Below are 12632 nucleotides of genomic sequence, written 5' to 3' on the forward strand. Positions count from 1 at the left end.
ATGACCGTCACCTGGATGTGCCGTGTACAGCGCTCTCTTCGGCGGGGTCCTGGTCGGCCGGGTCGGCTTGCGGGCGCGCGTTGCGCAGTGCGGTCTCGACGCGGCGGTTGCTGGTCATGGTCGCGGTGACGGCGGTCATGGTGAGCAGGAGGCCGGCGGCGGCGTAGAGCGGGGTGCGCAGGTCGTAGGTGGTGGCCAGCCAGCCGCCGAGGAAGGCGCCGAAGGGGGCGGCGCACATGGCGAGCATGCGGGAGGTGGAGGCGACGCGTCCCATCAGGTGGGCCGGGACGATGGCCTGCCGGAGGGAGGGGCCGAGCACCATCGTGGCGCCCATGCCCGCCCCGCAGACGGCGAGCGCGAGCCCGGCCACGTACGGGTTCGGGGCGGAGGCGAGCCCCAGGATGGCGAGGCCCTCGATTGCGGCGGTGCAGGTCAGCGCGGTGCCGGTGCCCAGGCGCCGGCCGAGGAAGGAGGCGATGCCCGCGCCGAGCAGGCCGCCGGTGGCCTCGGCGGTGAGGAGCAGGCCGAAGCCCAAGGCGCCGACGCCGAGACGTTCGCGGGCGAACAGGGCCAGCACGGTCTCCACGGCGAGGAAGGCGACGTTCCCGACCGCCGGACGGAGCGCGAGCCCGAGCAGCAGCCGGTCCCGGAAGACGTAGGAGGCCCCGGCCCGCGCCTGCCGGAGCAGCGACTCGCGGGCGCTTGCGGCCGGGCGCGGCACGGCGGGCAGCGACCGGACGAGCAGTGCGGACAGCGCGAACGACACCGCGTCGGCGAGCAGCGGAACCGAACGTCCGAGCGCGAGCAGCGCGCTGCCCGCGGGCGGTCCGGCGAAGCCGGAGGCCGTGGTCTGGGCGCCGCGCAGGCGAGCGTTGGCGCGCTCCAGCCGGGTGGGGTCGCGGCCGAGCAGATCCGGCAGGTACGCCGTGGCGGCCGTGTCGAAGAACAGCCCGCCGAGGGCGAGCAGGAACGCGACGGCCGCCAGCAGCGGGATGCTCAGCACGTCGAGCGCCGCCGCCGCGGCGGGCACGGCGAGCAGCGTCGCACGCGCCGTGTCCGTGACCCACATCGTGCGGCGGCGGTCCCAGCGGTCCACCAGCGCACCGCCGAGCACTCCGAACAGCAGCCAGGGCAGTGTGCCGGCGGCCGTGACGACGGCCAGCGCCATCGGATCCCGCGTCAACGTCAATGCCAGCAGCGGCAGCGCGGCATGCGTCACGCCGTCACCGAGCGAGGACACCGTCTGCGCGGTCCACAGCCGCCCGAACCCGGCGGGCAGCTTCGCTGCACCATTTGTCAGATTCGGGGTCACTTGGCGTCCCCCTCGACCTGCCGGCGCGGAGTCGGCCGGAACAGCGCGAAGACCAGCGACACGTCTGGAAGCGATGGATCGGACAGCGTCCGGTACTCATCCGCCAGTGCCTGCAGGCGCGCCCCCAGCTCCGTGAACTGCTCCTCGGTGAGTCGCAGATGTGCCATCCGTACGTGCCGCTCACCGTCCACCGGCGACGCCTCCAGGTCCGCCACCGCATTCCGCAGCAGCACGTCCGGCTGCCCCGGCCCTGGATCCGGCAGCTCGATCGACCGCGCGGCCATCGCGTAGTACCGCTCGGTGACCCCTCTCACTTTCCGCGTCCGCACCACCTTCACCAGGCCGGCCCGCTCCAGCAGCCGCACGTGATAGCTGGAACTCCCCTTCGCAAGGCCCACCCGCTGGGCGATCTGCGTGATCGTCGCCGGCTCGAAGCGGAGCACGGCCATGATCCGGTGACGCGTGAGATTGGAGACGGCGCGTAGCTGCTCGTCAGTGGTGACGTGAAACGTCTCGGGGAGATCATCGGTAGGCACGCGGAAAATGGTCAACGATTCTTGACCATTGCGCAAGGGGTTCAGGCCCAGCGATACGGCGCTGATCCAACGGATCCATCCCGAGCTGTGCTCACGCCCGGCACGCCCTCCTCGGCGACGGTGTGCAGCCGCGCGCCCGCGGGAGCCTCCTCCAGGGCCAGCCGGTAGAGGCGGGCGGCGTCCAGCCGGTGCACGCTCGGCCACCGGTGATCTGACGTGAGAACGGAGGTGATGCCTCCCTCTGCCCGGCCGGCCGCGGTGTGGGCGCGCTCGCCCGCGTCACGTCGGGCGGGTGATGATCACCCGGCGCAGGCCGTACACGGCGGCGCCGGCGGCGAGCACCGTGGCCCCGGCGATCACCGAGGAGAGCGGCAGGGCGAAGGCCAGGACCAGACAGCCGGCCAGGCCGACGGCGGGGATCAGCCGTGCCGGGCGGCCCTCGGCCCGGGTGAGGGTCCACGCGCCGGCGTTGGCGATGGCGTAGTAGACCAGCACGCCGAAGGAGGAGAAGCCGATCGCGCCGCGCAGGTCCGCCGTAGCGGCCAGGATCGCCACGATCGCGCCGATGACCAGCTCGGCGCGGTGCGGGACCTTGAAGCGGGGGTGGACGGCGGCCAGCACGTGTGGCAGGTGCCGGTCGCGGGCCATGGCCAGCGTGGTGCGGGAGACGCCCAGGATCAGCGCCAGCAGCGAGCCGGTCGCGGCCACCGCGGCACCCGCGCCGACCAGCGGCGCCAGGGCGGGCAGTCCGGCGGCACGGGCGGCTTCGGCCAGCGGGGCGGTCGCCCGGCCCAGGCCGGTGCTGCCCAGCACGGTCAGCGCCGCCACCGCGACCGCCGCGTAGACCACGAGGGTCAGGCCGAGCGCGAGCGGGATGGCCCGGGGGATGATCCGGGCCGGGTCACGCACCTCCTCGCCCAGCGTGGCGATGCGGGCATACCCGGCGAAGGCGAAGAACAGCAGCCCCGCCGCTTCGAGCACACCGGTGACGGTGGCGTCCGAGGTCACGTCCAGGCGGGTGGCGTCCGCGGCGCCGGAGGTGAGGCAGGCCACCGCGACCGCGGCCAGCACGGCCACCACCACGGCGACGATCCCCCTGGTCAGCCACACCGTCTTGTGCATCCCGGCGTAGTTGACCGCGGTGAGCGCCACCACGGCGGCCACCGCGACCGCGTGCGCGTGCTCCGGCCACAGATAGGAGCCCACGGTCAGCGCCATCGCCGCGCACGAGGCGGTCTTGCCGACCACGAACCCCCACCCGGCCAGATAGCCCCAGAAGTCCCCCAGGCGCTCGCGCCCGTAGACGTAGGTGCCGCCCGAGGCGGGATAGCGGGCGGCCAGCCGGGCCGAGGAGGTCGCGTTGCAGTAGGCGACCACCGCCGCCAGCGCCAGCCCGAGCAACAGCCCCGAGCCGGCCGCACGCGCCGCCGGCGCGAAGGCGGCGAAGACACCAGCGCCGATCATCGAGCCCAGTCCGATGACGACCGCGTCGGCCAGGCCCAGGCGGCGCTCAAGCAGCCCCTGGCCGGTGGGGGTGGGTGTGCTCGCCACGATCGGTCTCTCCCTGGAACGGTTCCCGACATCGGGTCACATACTGTCCGGCCGTCCTCGGGGATCGGCCGGGATGGTGCGGGGCGTGGCGGCGTCGCTCAGGGCGTGGGCGCGGGCCGCCGGGCGCGCTGGAACAGCTCGATGAGGTTGCCTGCCGGGTCGGCCAGCAGGATCTGGCGTCCGCCGGGGCCGGTGACCACGTCGCTGCGGAACGGCAGGCCCGCCTCACGCAGCCGGGCGATCTCGGCGTCCAGGTCGTCGACGACCAGGTGGATCCGGTTGCGGCCCGCGGCGTCGGCGTCGGCGGGTGTGACGCGGGCGCCGGAACTGGCGGGTCCGGACAACAGCAGCCGCAGCGGCCCGCGTACCACGTCGGCGAAGGCGGGCGCCGCGCTGAAGCCGAGGGTGAAGCCGAGGTGGATGGTGTAGAAGTCGATGGCCGCTTGGACGTCGTCGACGATGTAGCGGACGCCGGCGACCTGATCGGCTGGCATCATGGCTGGACCTCCCGGTGCGGGGTGGGGAAAAGGACGGGGTGCAGGTATCGGATGCGGGTGTCGATCTCCGCTGCGGTGCGGTCGAACGCGGCGTAGCCGTCCTCGGCGGTGTCGCCGCCGTCGGCCGGGTCGGGGACGCTCCAGTGCAGGCGCCGCGGATGGCCGTTGAAGTCGGGGCAGACCTCGCGCACCTTGTCGCACAGGCTGATCACGTAGTCGAAGCGGTGGCCGGCCAGCGTGCTCAGATGCCGTGGGCGCCGGTCGGCGATGTCGATGCCGTACCGCCGGCGCAGCACGCGGACGGCGTCGGGGTGCAGGCACGCTTTGGGGTGACTGCCGGCGCTGGTCACCTCGGCCCGGTCACCGGCATGGTGGCGCAGCAGGGCCTCGGCGATGGGTGAACGAGCGCTGTTGCCGGTGCATGTGAACAACACGGAGGGCCTCGCCGGAGCTTCGGCCGCGCTCGTCCCGGCCGCGGTCACCGTCTCGGCGGAAAGCAGGCGCAGCGCGGGATGCAGGGCGTCGCCGGCGGCGGCCAGCGCGTGCGCGCAGCGCTCCAGGTCCAGGTGGTAGTAGCTGTCGCGGCCGTCGAAGCTGCTGCGGCGGGCGTTGACCAGGCCGGCCGAGCGCAGCAGCCGCAGATGGTAGGAGACCAGGTTCTGCGGTTGGCCGACCAGGGTGACCAGTTCCCGTACGCGCAGATCGCTGCGCGCCAGTTCGCTCAACAGCCGCCAGCGCACCTGGTGGGCGGCCAACCGGACGAACGGCGGGGGAACGGGTTGACCGGACGGCACCATGCCCGCATATTACATCAAACTGTTTTGATTGATCTGGCTTCACTCGCCCACCAGGGCCTGGCGCCGGACGGCGGGGCCCTCCGCCCGCGCCCGCGCGATGAGCCCTTGAGCAGCGAGTCCGCCCACGTCAGAGCCTTGAAGGAAGATCTCCCGCCAGCCGAACAAGGGCGGGAGTCTGCACGCGCTGCGCCGCGACCTGCACTACGCCCAGCAGGGCACCATTCATGGAGGTGAGGGTGGTCGCCGGCGTGAACGGCGTGCAGCGCGATCCGCAGGAGCGTGGCCTTAACGATCTTGCGGTCAGCGAAGGCCGCGTCCAGGTCGGCCGGGTCGAACGCGGTGATCCGATTCCATAGGGCCAGGTACGGCGAAGCCGCATGTCGCGCCTGCAGGCGACCACCCGGCGCACCGCCTCGGCGGCATCGAGGGCCTCCCGCTCCAGAAGCAGCCGGCGGGCGAGGGTGGACCGGTTGAGCTCGCGCGTGGCGAGCATGCCGTCATTCCTCCTCGACCGGCAGGGTCGGGTAGTCCGTCATGGGATACAGGCCGACGGCGAATCCGTAGGTCGTCTCACCGGAGCGGGGCAGCAGGTCGAACTCCTGCACGAGGTCCTTGATCCGGTGCCAGAACTCGGTGGCCCGATCCGGCGGGATGCGGGCATGCCGGATGAACGCGTACAGCTGGTGAGCCTGATAGGCCGCGGCGGATTCCCTGGCCGCGACCTCGAAGTCGTTGAAGTCCAGCGGCAGCGGGCCGCCGCCCGGAGCTTGGCCGACGCCGACGTAGAACATCCGGGCCGTACGGCCGTAGTAGCGCTCGTCGATCGCCCGTACCCGCCGGGTCCGTACCACGTACAGCAGCCCGGCCTCGGCCAGAACGTTGACATGGTGCGCGACCGTGCTCTTGGGCCGTTTGACCGCGGTGGCCAGTTCGGTCACGGTCGCGGCCCGCTCGTGCAGGAGGCCGAGGATCGTGGTCCGCAGCGGATCGCCGATGGCCCGGACCTGCTCTGGAGTGGTGAGCACGATCGTGTCGGCGAGCTCGTAGTCGGGAACATTGTTTGACATATCCAGAATAATCTATCATCTTCGATTGTCCGAGATATTTGGTTCATAGGGAGGCGGCCGCATGGCGGAGATCTTGCTGTTTCACCACGTTCAGGGGCAGACGATTGGATTCCTCCGCTTTGCCGATGAGCTGCGCCAGGCCGGGCACACTGTGCACACCCCGGACCTCTTCGCCGGGCGCACCTTCGCCGGCCTGGACGACGGCCAGGCCCATGCCGAGAAGATCGGCTTCGACACGCTTCTCGAGCAGGGCGTCCGCACTGCCGACACCCTGCCGAACGAGATGGTGTACGCCGGCTGGTCGCTCGGCGTCATGGCCGCCCAGACGCTGGCGCAGACCCGGCCGGGGGCCCGCGGGGCACTGCTCTTCGAGGCCTGCCTACCCGCCTCAGAGTGGCCGGAGGAGCTGCCCGTGCAGATCCACGGCATGGACGCCGACCCTCTTTTCGCCGGCGAAGGCGACCTTGACGCGGCCCGCACGCTGGTCGCCTCGGCCAAGCACGGTGAGCTGTACGTCTACTCGGGTGACCGGCACCTGTTCGCCGACGCGAGCCTGCCCTCCTATGACGCCCACGCGGCCGCGCTGCTCATGCGCCGCGCACTCGACTTCCTCGGCCCGACCGCACCGTGACGGACAGGCCGCCTTCGAGGCGTGCGCGGGTGGCGGGCGATGCCGGCATGCGCCCCGGCGACCCTGCGGCGCACCGGTCTTGTTACCTTCTCCTGCCGGCACTCGTCATAGGGGCGACGACCGAATACGAACGGTCGCCGCACCAACGAGTGAAGCGAGGACAGGATGCTGAACAACATCATGTACGTGACGGTCTACGTCACCGATCAGGACCGCGCGCTGGAGTTCTACGCCGAGGGACTCGGCCTGGAGAAGCGGGTCGACTTCTCCGGTCCCGACGGACGGTTCCTCACCGTCGGCGTTCCCGACAGCCCGGTACAGATCCTCCTGTGGTCGCACGCGGCGGCCGCGGGACGACCGGGCAACGGCAGCCAGGACGGCGCGCCCGGTCCGCTGATCCTCGAATCCGACGACTTGCGGAAGGATTTCGAGAGCATGCGCCGGCGCGGCGTCACCTTTGAAGAGCCCGAACCCGTGGACTATCCGTTCGGGGTCCGCATCGAGGCGGTGGACCCGGACGGCAACCGGGTCTCGCTCCGTCAGCAGCGAACGCCGCGCAAGCCGTGACCACCCACCCGTCCGGCTTCGTGGCCGAGGCGTTCGAAGCCCAGCGCGATCGGTTGCGCGCCCTCGCGTTCCGCGTGCTGGGCTCGCACGCCGACGCCGAGGACGTGGTCCAGGAGGCCTGGATGCGCCTGGTCCGCCAGGACGAGGCGACCATCGGCAACCTGGCGGGGTGGCTGACCACCGTGGTGGGCCGCATCAGCCTGGACCTCCTGAGATCCCGTCAAGCCCACCCCGAGACCGCCTACGGGCACGAGTTCACCGACCTCGTGGTGACGCCCGCCGACGAACCCGCGCCGGACGAGCAGGTGGCTCTGGCCGACTCGGTCGGCTTCGCCCTGCTCGTCGTGCTGGACTCGCTCACCCCGAACGAGCGCCTGGCGTTCGTCCTGCACGACATGTTCGCGGTCCCGTTCCAGGAAATCGGCCACATCCTGGGTAAATCCGCCGATGCCACCAAGATGATCGCCAGCCGCGCCCGCCGCAAGGTCCAAGCCACGGACCGGCCGGCGGGCCCCGGCCGCGAGCATCAAGAGGTCGTCCAGGCCTTCCGCGCCGCCGCCCTCGGTGGCGACTTCGAAGCGCTCCTGCGGGTCCTCGACCCGAACGTGAAGCTGACCGTCGACACCCCCGGCGGCATGGTCGTCACCCTCGGCGCCACCGAGGTCGCCGCCGGCGCCCGCATGTTCTCCGGCGAGGTCGCCCGCCAACGACCCGTGCTGGTCAACGGCATCCCCGGGCACATGTCCTGGCGCTCGGACGGAACGCCTCTGTCCGCCATCGCCTTCACCGTCGCCGAAGGCCGGATCACCGGCATCCACATCGTCGTCGACCCTGCCGAACTCGCCTCGATCCAGCTGCCCGGCCCGGCCTGAGCCGGTGCCGTCAGGGTCGGCCCGTGCATGGCACGTCATCCCGGGCCGACCGAGCGAGTTCCTCAGAACGGCGGCGTCGCCGAGGCGCCGGGCCCGGCAGAGGCCGCACGGCTGCCATCGACACGGCGGCCGCTCCGTGCACGCCACTGCAAACGAGCAGGTCAGGGACACATTCGAAATGGCCACGAGAGGTAGGGCGGGCGGGACTCGAACCCGCGACCCAGGGATTATGAGTCCCCTGCTCTAACCGGCTGAGCTACCGCCCCTCGCGCGCATGCCGTACTGCGGCATTCAACCAAAGGTCGGGCCCGTTCGCACATCCGGCGGGCACGGCGCGTTCAAGCTGTGACCTTCGGGGACTTCTGGGGACCTTCGAGGTCGGAGGGGCGTTCCGGACTCGCTACCCTACGGAGGGACCTTGTTGAGGAGTGTTTGACCATGCGCGTTGTTGATGCTTTTCGTGAGTCCTTCGGCACGGAGCCTCAGGGGGTGTGGCACGCTCCGGGGCGGGTCAACCTGATCGGCGAGCACACCGACTACAACGACGGGCTGGTCCTGCCGTTCGCGGTGCCGTGGGGGGTCACCGCGGCGGTCTCGCCGCGCGATGACGGCGTCGTACGGCTGCGCTCGCTCCAGGCGGCCGAGCCGGGGGGCGTCGAGACCGTCGAGGACCCGAAGGGGGCCGCGGGCTGGGCCCGTTACGCCGTCGGGGTGTTCTGGGCGCTGCGCGAGGAGGGGCGCCCGGTGCGGGGCGCCGACCTGGTGATCGACGGGAACGTCCCGCAGGGGGCGGGGCTGTCGTCCAGCGCGGCACTGGAGGTGGCGGTCGGCATCGCCCTCAACGACCTGTACGGCCTGGGCATGACGAAGATGGAGGTCGCCCGGGTCGCGCAGCGGGCCGAGAACGACTTCGTGGGCATGCCGTGCGGGATCATGGATCAGGCCGCCTCCGCGCTCGCCGAGGAGGGCAGGGCGCTCTTCCTCGACTGCCGGAGCCTGGGGAGCAGGAACGTCCCGTTCGACCTCGCCGCGCACGGCCTGCGGCTGCTGATCATCAACACCGGGGTCCGCCACGAGCTGGCCGACGGCCAGTACGCCCGGCGCCGGCGCGACTGCGAGGACGCCGCCAGGCGTCTGGGCGTGGCCGCGCTGCGCGACGTGACCGACCTGGCGGACGCCCTGGGGCGGCTCAGCGGCGACGAGCGCAGGCGCACCCAGCACGTGGTGACCGAGAACCACCGGGTCGAGGCGGTGATCGGGCTGCTGCGGGCCGGGGCCGTCCAGGAGATCGGCGCCCTGCTGAACGCCTCCCACCTGTCGCTGCGCGACCAGTTCGAGGTGTCCTGCCCGGAGCTGGACGTGGCCGTGGAGGCGGCGGTCCGCGGTGGGGCACGGGGGGCGCGGATGACCGGCGGCGGGTTCGGCGGGTCGGCCATCGCACTGGTCGCCGAGGACCGGGTGCAGGCAGTACAGGATTCGGTGGTCCTCGCCTACGCCGAGCGCGGCTGGGCCCGGCCGGAGATCTACCCCGCCGTCCCGGCCGCCGGAGCCCGTCGCCTCCGGTGATCAATCTCTGTTACCTTGGTAACATGGTAACAGTTGAGCGGGTCCAGACCGGGCTGCGCATCGAGAAGAACGTCCTGAAGGTCCTCAAGGGCCTCGCGGAATACCTGGACATCTCCCTCGGCGACCTCGTCGAGGGCGTCGTCCTGCACTCCTTCGAGGGCAAGGCGCCCTTCTCCGAGGAGACCATGGCGAAGATCGAGCAGCTCAGGGCCGTCTACGGGCTGACCCTGACCTCCGCCGACGCGCACCGGCTGGAGGAGGGGCGATGAGACTCACCGGCACGCTCACCGTCCCCCTCCCCCCGCGCGAGGCGTTCCGCCTGTTCACCGCGCGCGGCGAGCAGGACTGGGTCGAAGGCTGGGAACCGCGCTTCCCGGTCCCCGTCGAGGACGACACGGTGCCCGGCACCGTCTTCGAGACCGACGCCGACGGCGTGACGACCACCTGGGTCGTCACCGCCCGCGAGGAGCACTCCCGCATCTCCTACGCCCGCGTCACCCCCGGCCACCGGGCCGGGACCGTGACGGTCGCCCTGGCGGCGGACGGGGACCGCAGCGAGGTGACGGTCACCTACGACCTCACCCCGTTCGGCGACGGGGCGGCCCGGGAGCTGGCGGAGTTCGCCGACGGCTACCGGGCCTTCCTCCGCTCCTGGCAGGACGACATCGAGGCGTTCCTGCGCGGCGCCTGACGGCCCGCCGGTCGTGCCGCGCCGGAAGCGGGGAATGCGCGAACAGCCGTCGCCCCGTATCGTCGAGGGATGTCCTCCGAGATCGTGAACGTGGTCTACCGCAAGTACGACGGCTCCCTGCACTGGCACCACCCCGCCGTGCTCCTCGGCGAGGACGAGCACGGCGTCTGGACCGGCTGCCCGGTGGGCACCGTCGCCCGCCGGGGTCACGAGTCGTCCGTCACCTGGAAGCACGCGTCCGTGATGCTCTTCCCCCGCGACGCCTGGTGGACGGCCTGCTTCAACGCCGCGCCGTACAAGGCGGAGATCTACTGCGACATCTCGACCGTGCCGCAGTGGCGGGACGGCGAGGTGACCATGGTCGACCTCGACCTCGACGTGCTGCGCATGCGCGACGGGCGGATCATCCTGGACGACGAGGACGAGTTCGAGGAGCACCGGGTCCGTTACGCCTACCCGCCCGAGGTCGTCGACGGCGCCCGCGCCTCGGCCGCCCTGCTGCTGGAGGCCGTCACCGCCCGCACCGAACCCTTCGGTCCCGCGCCCCGCTGGCTCTCGCTGGTCTCATGACCTGAGGCCGGGAGGGTCGTCCGGGGGCGGCCCTCCACGCCCCCGGATCGGGTTCGCGCCGGGTGGGGCGCACGGGGGCCGGGCACCGCGGAAAAGGGAACGGGAACGGGGGCGTCAGAGCGGGGGGAAGCGGGGAGCGCGGCGTTCCAGGAAGGCCGCCACGCCCTCGGTGACGTCGGGGCGGCCGAACGACTCCGTCATCAGGCGGACCGCGGCGGCCTCCGCCTCCTCCAGGGTCCGGTTCCAGTCGCCCCGGATCTGGCGCTTCATGACGGCCATCGACGTCGGCGAGCTGTGGAGCGCCAGCTCGCGGGCGTAGGCCGCGGTCTCCGCCAGGAGGCTCTCCCCCGGCACCGAGCGGCTGACCAGCCCCAGCTCGTACGCCTCGGCCCCGGTGAACGTACGGCCGGACAGCAGCAGGTCCATGGCCCGCGCCTGGCCGATCAGCCGGGGCAGGATCCACGACAGGCCGTACTCGGCGATCAGGCCGCGCCGGGCGAAGGCGGTGGTCCACTTCGCCTCGTCCGCGGTGAAGACCAGGTCGCAGGCGAGGGCGCAGACCATGCCGAGTCCGGCGCAGGCGCCGTTGACCGCGGCGATGACGGGCTTGCCGAGCGTGGCCGGGAGGGTGACGGAGCGCCGGTCGGGCTCGCCCTCCCTGCGGTAGGAGCCGTTCAGGACCGCGGTGAGGTCCTCGAAGTCCGCGCCCGCGCAGAAGCCCCGGCCCGCGCCGGTCACGACGACCACCCGGACCGCCGGGTCCCGCTCCGCCTCGGCGAGCAGGTCGAAGTAGCGGCGTCCCATCGCGTCGGTCCACGCGTTGAGGCGGTCGGGACGGTTGAACGTCAGCGTCAGCACGCCCCCGTCGATCGACGACAGCACCGGATCCGCCATGCCCGCCCGCCCCTTCCCTCGGCCGTTCGCATCGGAGCGCCTTCCGATACCGGGGAACGCTCCCGCGCCGCCGGGCATCCCGTCACCGGGCGTGCGCCGACCAGAACACCGAACCATGTTCTGCTCAGCCCCGCAACGCCACCCGCCGAACGGCACGGCTCCGCCATCCGGACCGGCGGAACCCCCGCGCCGCTCCGCCCCGGGCCCGCGAGGCCCCGCGCCGCCCGGTCACCGGGGCCGGGCGGCGCGTACGGCCTCGGCGCTCGCGGTGTCGCCCCGCTCCTCCAGCCCGGCGATGACGCCGTCGATGTCCGGCCCCGGCCGGTTCTGGCTGAGCTTGAACTTCGCCTCGACGCGGCTGATGACCACCTCGACCCCGACGATGGCCCGCAGCTGGCCTGCGACGAACGTCGCGGGGGCGTCGTCCACCGACCAGGCCGGGTCGTTCCCCGCCTCGTGCAGCTCGGTGAGCCTGCGGACCACCGCCTCCGTCCAGGCCGGGTCGTCGTGGACGACCAGCCGGCCGTAGACGTGGGCGGTGACGTAGTTCCAGGTCGGCACCACGCGTCCGTGCTCGGCCTTCGAGGCGTACCACGAGGGCGTGACATAGGCGTCCGGGCCGCGGACGATGACGAGGGCCTCGCCCTCGGCGGGCTGCCGCCACTGCTCGTTGTTGCGGGCGAGGTGACCGAGCAGCGCCCCGTGCGGCCCGGCGTCCGGGTCGTACACGAACGGCAGGAACGTCGCGAGGAGCCCTGCCGGGGTCACGGTGACCAGGTCCGCCGCGCCCGGATCGGCCAGGAGGTCGCGTACGGCGTCGGCGTCGGGGGCGAAGTGGGCGGGGACGTACATGGTCTTCTCTCCGTTCCGGTCGAGGAGGTCCGGCAGGGGCTGGAGGCGCCGACGGGTGACACGACCGGACGGCGGGAACGCGGAAGGCCCCGGGAGCGGGGCTCCCGGGGCCTTCGTTGGCTCCCGCGATAGGACTCGAACCTATAACCTGCCGGTTAACAGCCGGCTGCTCTGCCGATTGAGCTACACGGGATTGCGGCTCTGCGCTGGTCGGGGGGGGGGGGGGGGA

General features: G+C 72.2%; 17 protein-coding genes and 2 tRNA genes. 7 read left to right on the forward strand and 12 right to left on the reverse strand.

Annotation, left to right across the window (positions count from 1 at the left end; translation table 11 throughout):
* Positions 1-7: 7 nt before the first annotated feature.
* The 8 genes from IEZ10_RS02445 to IEZ10_RS02480 all read right to left on the reverse strand — a co-directional run bounded on the left by IEZ10_RS02445 (position 8) and on the right by IEZ10_RS02480 (position 5760).
* A complete protein-coding gene (locus tag IEZ10_RS02445; RefSeq protein ID WP_229810866.1) occupies positions 8-1312 on the reverse strand; it encodes an MFS transporter in 1305 nt (434 codons plus the stop codon).
* The gene (locus tag IEZ10_RS02450; protein ID WP_189244759.1) at positions 1309-1848 is read right to left on the reverse strand and encodes an ArsR/SmtB family transcription factor; all 540 of its coding nucleotides are present in this window, start codon (positions 1846-1848) and stop codon (positions 1309-1311) included. The genes IEZ10_RS02445 and IEZ10_RS02450 overlap by 4 nt, the downstream gene beginning before the upstream one ends.
* A gap of 41 nt (positions 1849-1889) precedes the next feature.
* A complete protein-coding gene (locus IEZ10_RS38625) occupies positions 1890-2042 on the reverse strand; it encodes a hypothetical protein (RefSeq protein ID WP_229810867.1) in 153 nt (50 codons plus the stop codon).
* 85 nt (positions 2043-2127) lie between these two features.
* On the reverse strand, positions 2128-3399 hold the full coding sequence (locus tag IEZ10_RS02460) for an APC family permease (RefSeq protein ID WP_189244760.1): 1272 nt from the start codon (positions 3397-3399) through the stop codon (positions 2128-2130).
* A 98-nt stretch (positions 3400-3497) separates the two neighbouring features.
* Complete coding sequence (locus IEZ10_RS02465; RefSeq protein ID WP_189244761.1) at positions 3498-3896, reverse strand: VOC family protein; 399 nt, start codon at positions 3894-3896, stop codon at positions 3498-3500.
* Positions 3893-4693 carry an arsenate reductase/protein-tyrosine-phosphatase family protein gene (locus IEZ10_RS40225; protein ID WP_189244762.1) on the reverse strand — a complete coding sequence of 267 codons (801 nt, stop codon included), beginning with the start codon at positions 4691-4693 and terminating at the stop codon, positions 3893-3895. Before IEZ10_RS40225 ends, IEZ10_RS02465 begins: the two co-directional genes overlap by 4 nt.
* Positions 4694-4707: 14 nt before the next feature.
* Complete coding sequence (locus tag IEZ10_RS02475) at positions 4708-5085, reverse strand: DNA glycosylase AlkZ-like family protein (protein WP_373287371.1); 378 nt, start codon at positions 5083-5085, stop codon at positions 4708-4710.
* 105 nt (positions 5086-5190) lie between these two features.
* On the reverse strand, positions 5191-5760 hold the full coding sequence (locus tag IEZ10_RS02480) for an ArsR/SmtB family transcription factor (protein ID WP_189244763.1): 570 nt from the start codon (positions 5758-5760) through the stop codon (positions 5191-5193).
* 61 nt (positions 5761-5821) lie between these two features.
* Here IEZ10_RS02480 and IEZ10_RS02485 point away from each other — a divergent pair, with 61 nt between their 5' ends.
* The 3 genes from IEZ10_RS02485 (at position 5822) to IEZ10_RS02495 (ending at position 7830) form a co-directional block, all read left to right on the forward strand.
* The gene (locus tag IEZ10_RS02485; RefSeq protein WP_189244764.1) at positions 5822-6391 is read left to right on the forward strand and encodes a dienelactone hydrolase family protein; all 570 of its coding nucleotides are present in this window, start codon (positions 5822-5824) and stop codon (positions 6389-6391) included.
* A gap of 186 nt (positions 6392-6577) precedes the next feature.
* A complete protein-coding gene (locus IEZ10_RS02490) occupies positions 6578-6958 on the forward strand; it encodes a VOC family protein (RefSeq protein WP_229810869.1) in 381 nt (126 codons plus the stop codon).
* Complete coding sequence (locus tag IEZ10_RS02495; RefSeq protein WP_189244766.1) at positions 6955-7830, forward strand: sigma-70 family RNA polymerase sigma factor; 876 nt, start codon at positions 6955-6957, stop codon at positions 7828-7830. The genes IEZ10_RS02490 and IEZ10_RS02495 overlap by 4 nt, the downstream gene beginning before the upstream one ends.
* 192 nt (positions 7831-8022) lie before the next feature.
* On the opposite strand, the gene IEZ10_RS02500 is transcribed toward IEZ10_RS02495, so the two are convergent.
* A tRNA-Ile gene (locus IEZ10_RS02500) sits at positions 8023-8096 on the reverse strand.
* Between the two features lie 172 nt (positions 8097-8268).
* Between IEZ10_RS02500 and galK the strand changes: the two genes are divergently transcribed.
* The 4 genes from galK to IEZ10_RS02520 all read left to right on the forward strand — a co-directional run bounded on the left by galK (position 8269) and on the right by IEZ10_RS02520 (position 10657).
* Positions 8269-9396, forward strand: a complete 1128-nt coding sequence (galK, locus tag IEZ10_RS02505; protein ID WP_189244767.1) for a galactokinase — start codon at positions 8269-8271, stop codon at positions 9394-9396.
* Positions 9397-9419: 23 nt separating this feature from the next.
* Complete coding sequence (locus IEZ10_RS02510) at positions 9420-9665, forward strand: hypothetical protein (RefSeq protein ID WP_189244768.1); 246 nt, start codon at positions 9420-9422, stop codon at positions 9663-9665.
* Entirely contained in the window at positions 9662-10087 is a 426-nt protein-coding gene (locus IEZ10_RS02515) for an SRPBCC family protein (RefSeq protein WP_189244769.1), read from the forward strand. Before IEZ10_RS02510 ends, IEZ10_RS02515 begins: the two co-directional genes overlap by 4 nt.
* Before the next feature lie 69 nt (positions 10088-10156).
* Positions 10157-10657 carry a DUF402 domain-containing protein gene (locus IEZ10_RS02520; RefSeq protein ID WP_189244770.1) on the forward strand — a complete coding sequence of 167 codons (501 nt, stop codon included), beginning with the start codon at positions 10157-10159 and terminating at the stop codon, positions 10655-10657.
* A gap of 114 nt (positions 10658-10771) precedes the next feature.
* Here IEZ10_RS02520 and IEZ10_RS02525 read toward each other — a convergent pair whose 3' ends face one another.
* From IEZ10_RS02525 to IEZ10_RS02535, 3 genes are all read right to left on the reverse strand, one after another.
* Complete coding sequence (locus IEZ10_RS02525) at positions 10772-11551, reverse strand: enoyl-CoA hydratase-related protein (RefSeq protein WP_189244771.1); 780 nt, start codon at positions 11549-11551, stop codon at positions 10772-10774.
* Between the two features lie 228 nt (positions 11552-11779).
* Positions 11780-12403, reverse strand: coding sequence for an FMN-binding negative transcriptional regulator (locus tag IEZ10_RS02530; protein ID WP_189244772.1), 624 nt, complete (start codon positions 12401-12403; stop codon positions 11780-11782).
* 117 nt (positions 12404-12520) lie between these two features.
* Positions 12521-12596 (reverse strand) — tRNA-Asn (locus IEZ10_RS02535).
* Positions 12597-12632: the final 36 nt, after the last annotated feature.

This window comes from Streptosporangium pseudovulgare (assembly GCF_014648055.1).
GTDB lineage: Bacteria > Actinomycetota > Actinomycetes > Streptosporangiales > Streptosporangiaceae > Streptosporangium > Streptosporangium pseudovulgare.

Excerpts from the sequence above, each read along its gene's own strand:
- IEZ10_RS02465 (WP_189244761.1), bottom strand. The coding sequence starts at position 3,896 with ATGATGCCAGCCGATCAGGTCGCCGGCGTCCGCTACATCGTCGACGAC.
- IEZ10_RS40225 (WP_189244762.1), bottom strand. The coding sequence starts at position 4,693 with ATGGTGCCGTCCGGTCAACCCGTTCCCCCGCCGTTCGTCCGGTTGGCC.
- IEZ10_RS02480 (WP_189244763.1), bottom strand. The coding sequence starts at position 5,760 with ATGTCAAACAATGTTCCCGACTACGAGCTCGCCGACACGATCGTGCTC.
- IEZ10_RS02485 (WP_189244764.1), top strand. The coding sequence starts at position 5,822 with ATGGCGGAGATCTTGCTGTTTCACCACGTTCAGGGGCAGACGATTGGA.
- galK (WP_189244767.1), top strand. The coding sequence starts at position 8,269 with ATGCGCGTTGTTGATGCTTTTCGTGAGTCCTTCGGCACGGAGCCTCAG.
- IEZ10_RS02510 (WP_189244768.1), top strand. The coding sequence starts at position 9,420 with ATGGTAACAGTTGAGCGGGTCCAGACCGGGCTGCGCATCGAGAAGAAC.
- IEZ10_RS02515 (WP_189244769.1), top strand. The coding sequence starts at position 9,662 with ATGAGACTCACCGGCACGCTCACCGTCCCCCTCCCCCCGCGCGAGGCG.
- IEZ10_RS02520 (WP_189244770.1), top strand. The coding sequence starts at position 10,157 with ATGTCCTCCGAGATCGTGAACGTGGTCTACCGCAAGTACGACGGCTCC.
- IEZ10_RS02525 (WP_189244771.1), bottom strand. The coding sequence starts at position 11,551 with ATGGCGGATCCGGTGCTGTCGTCGATCGACGGGGGCGTGCTGACGCTG.
- IEZ10_RS02530 (WP_189244772.1), bottom strand. The coding sequence starts at position 12,403 with ATGTACGTCCCCGCCCACTTCGCCCCCGACGCCGACGCCGTACGCGAC.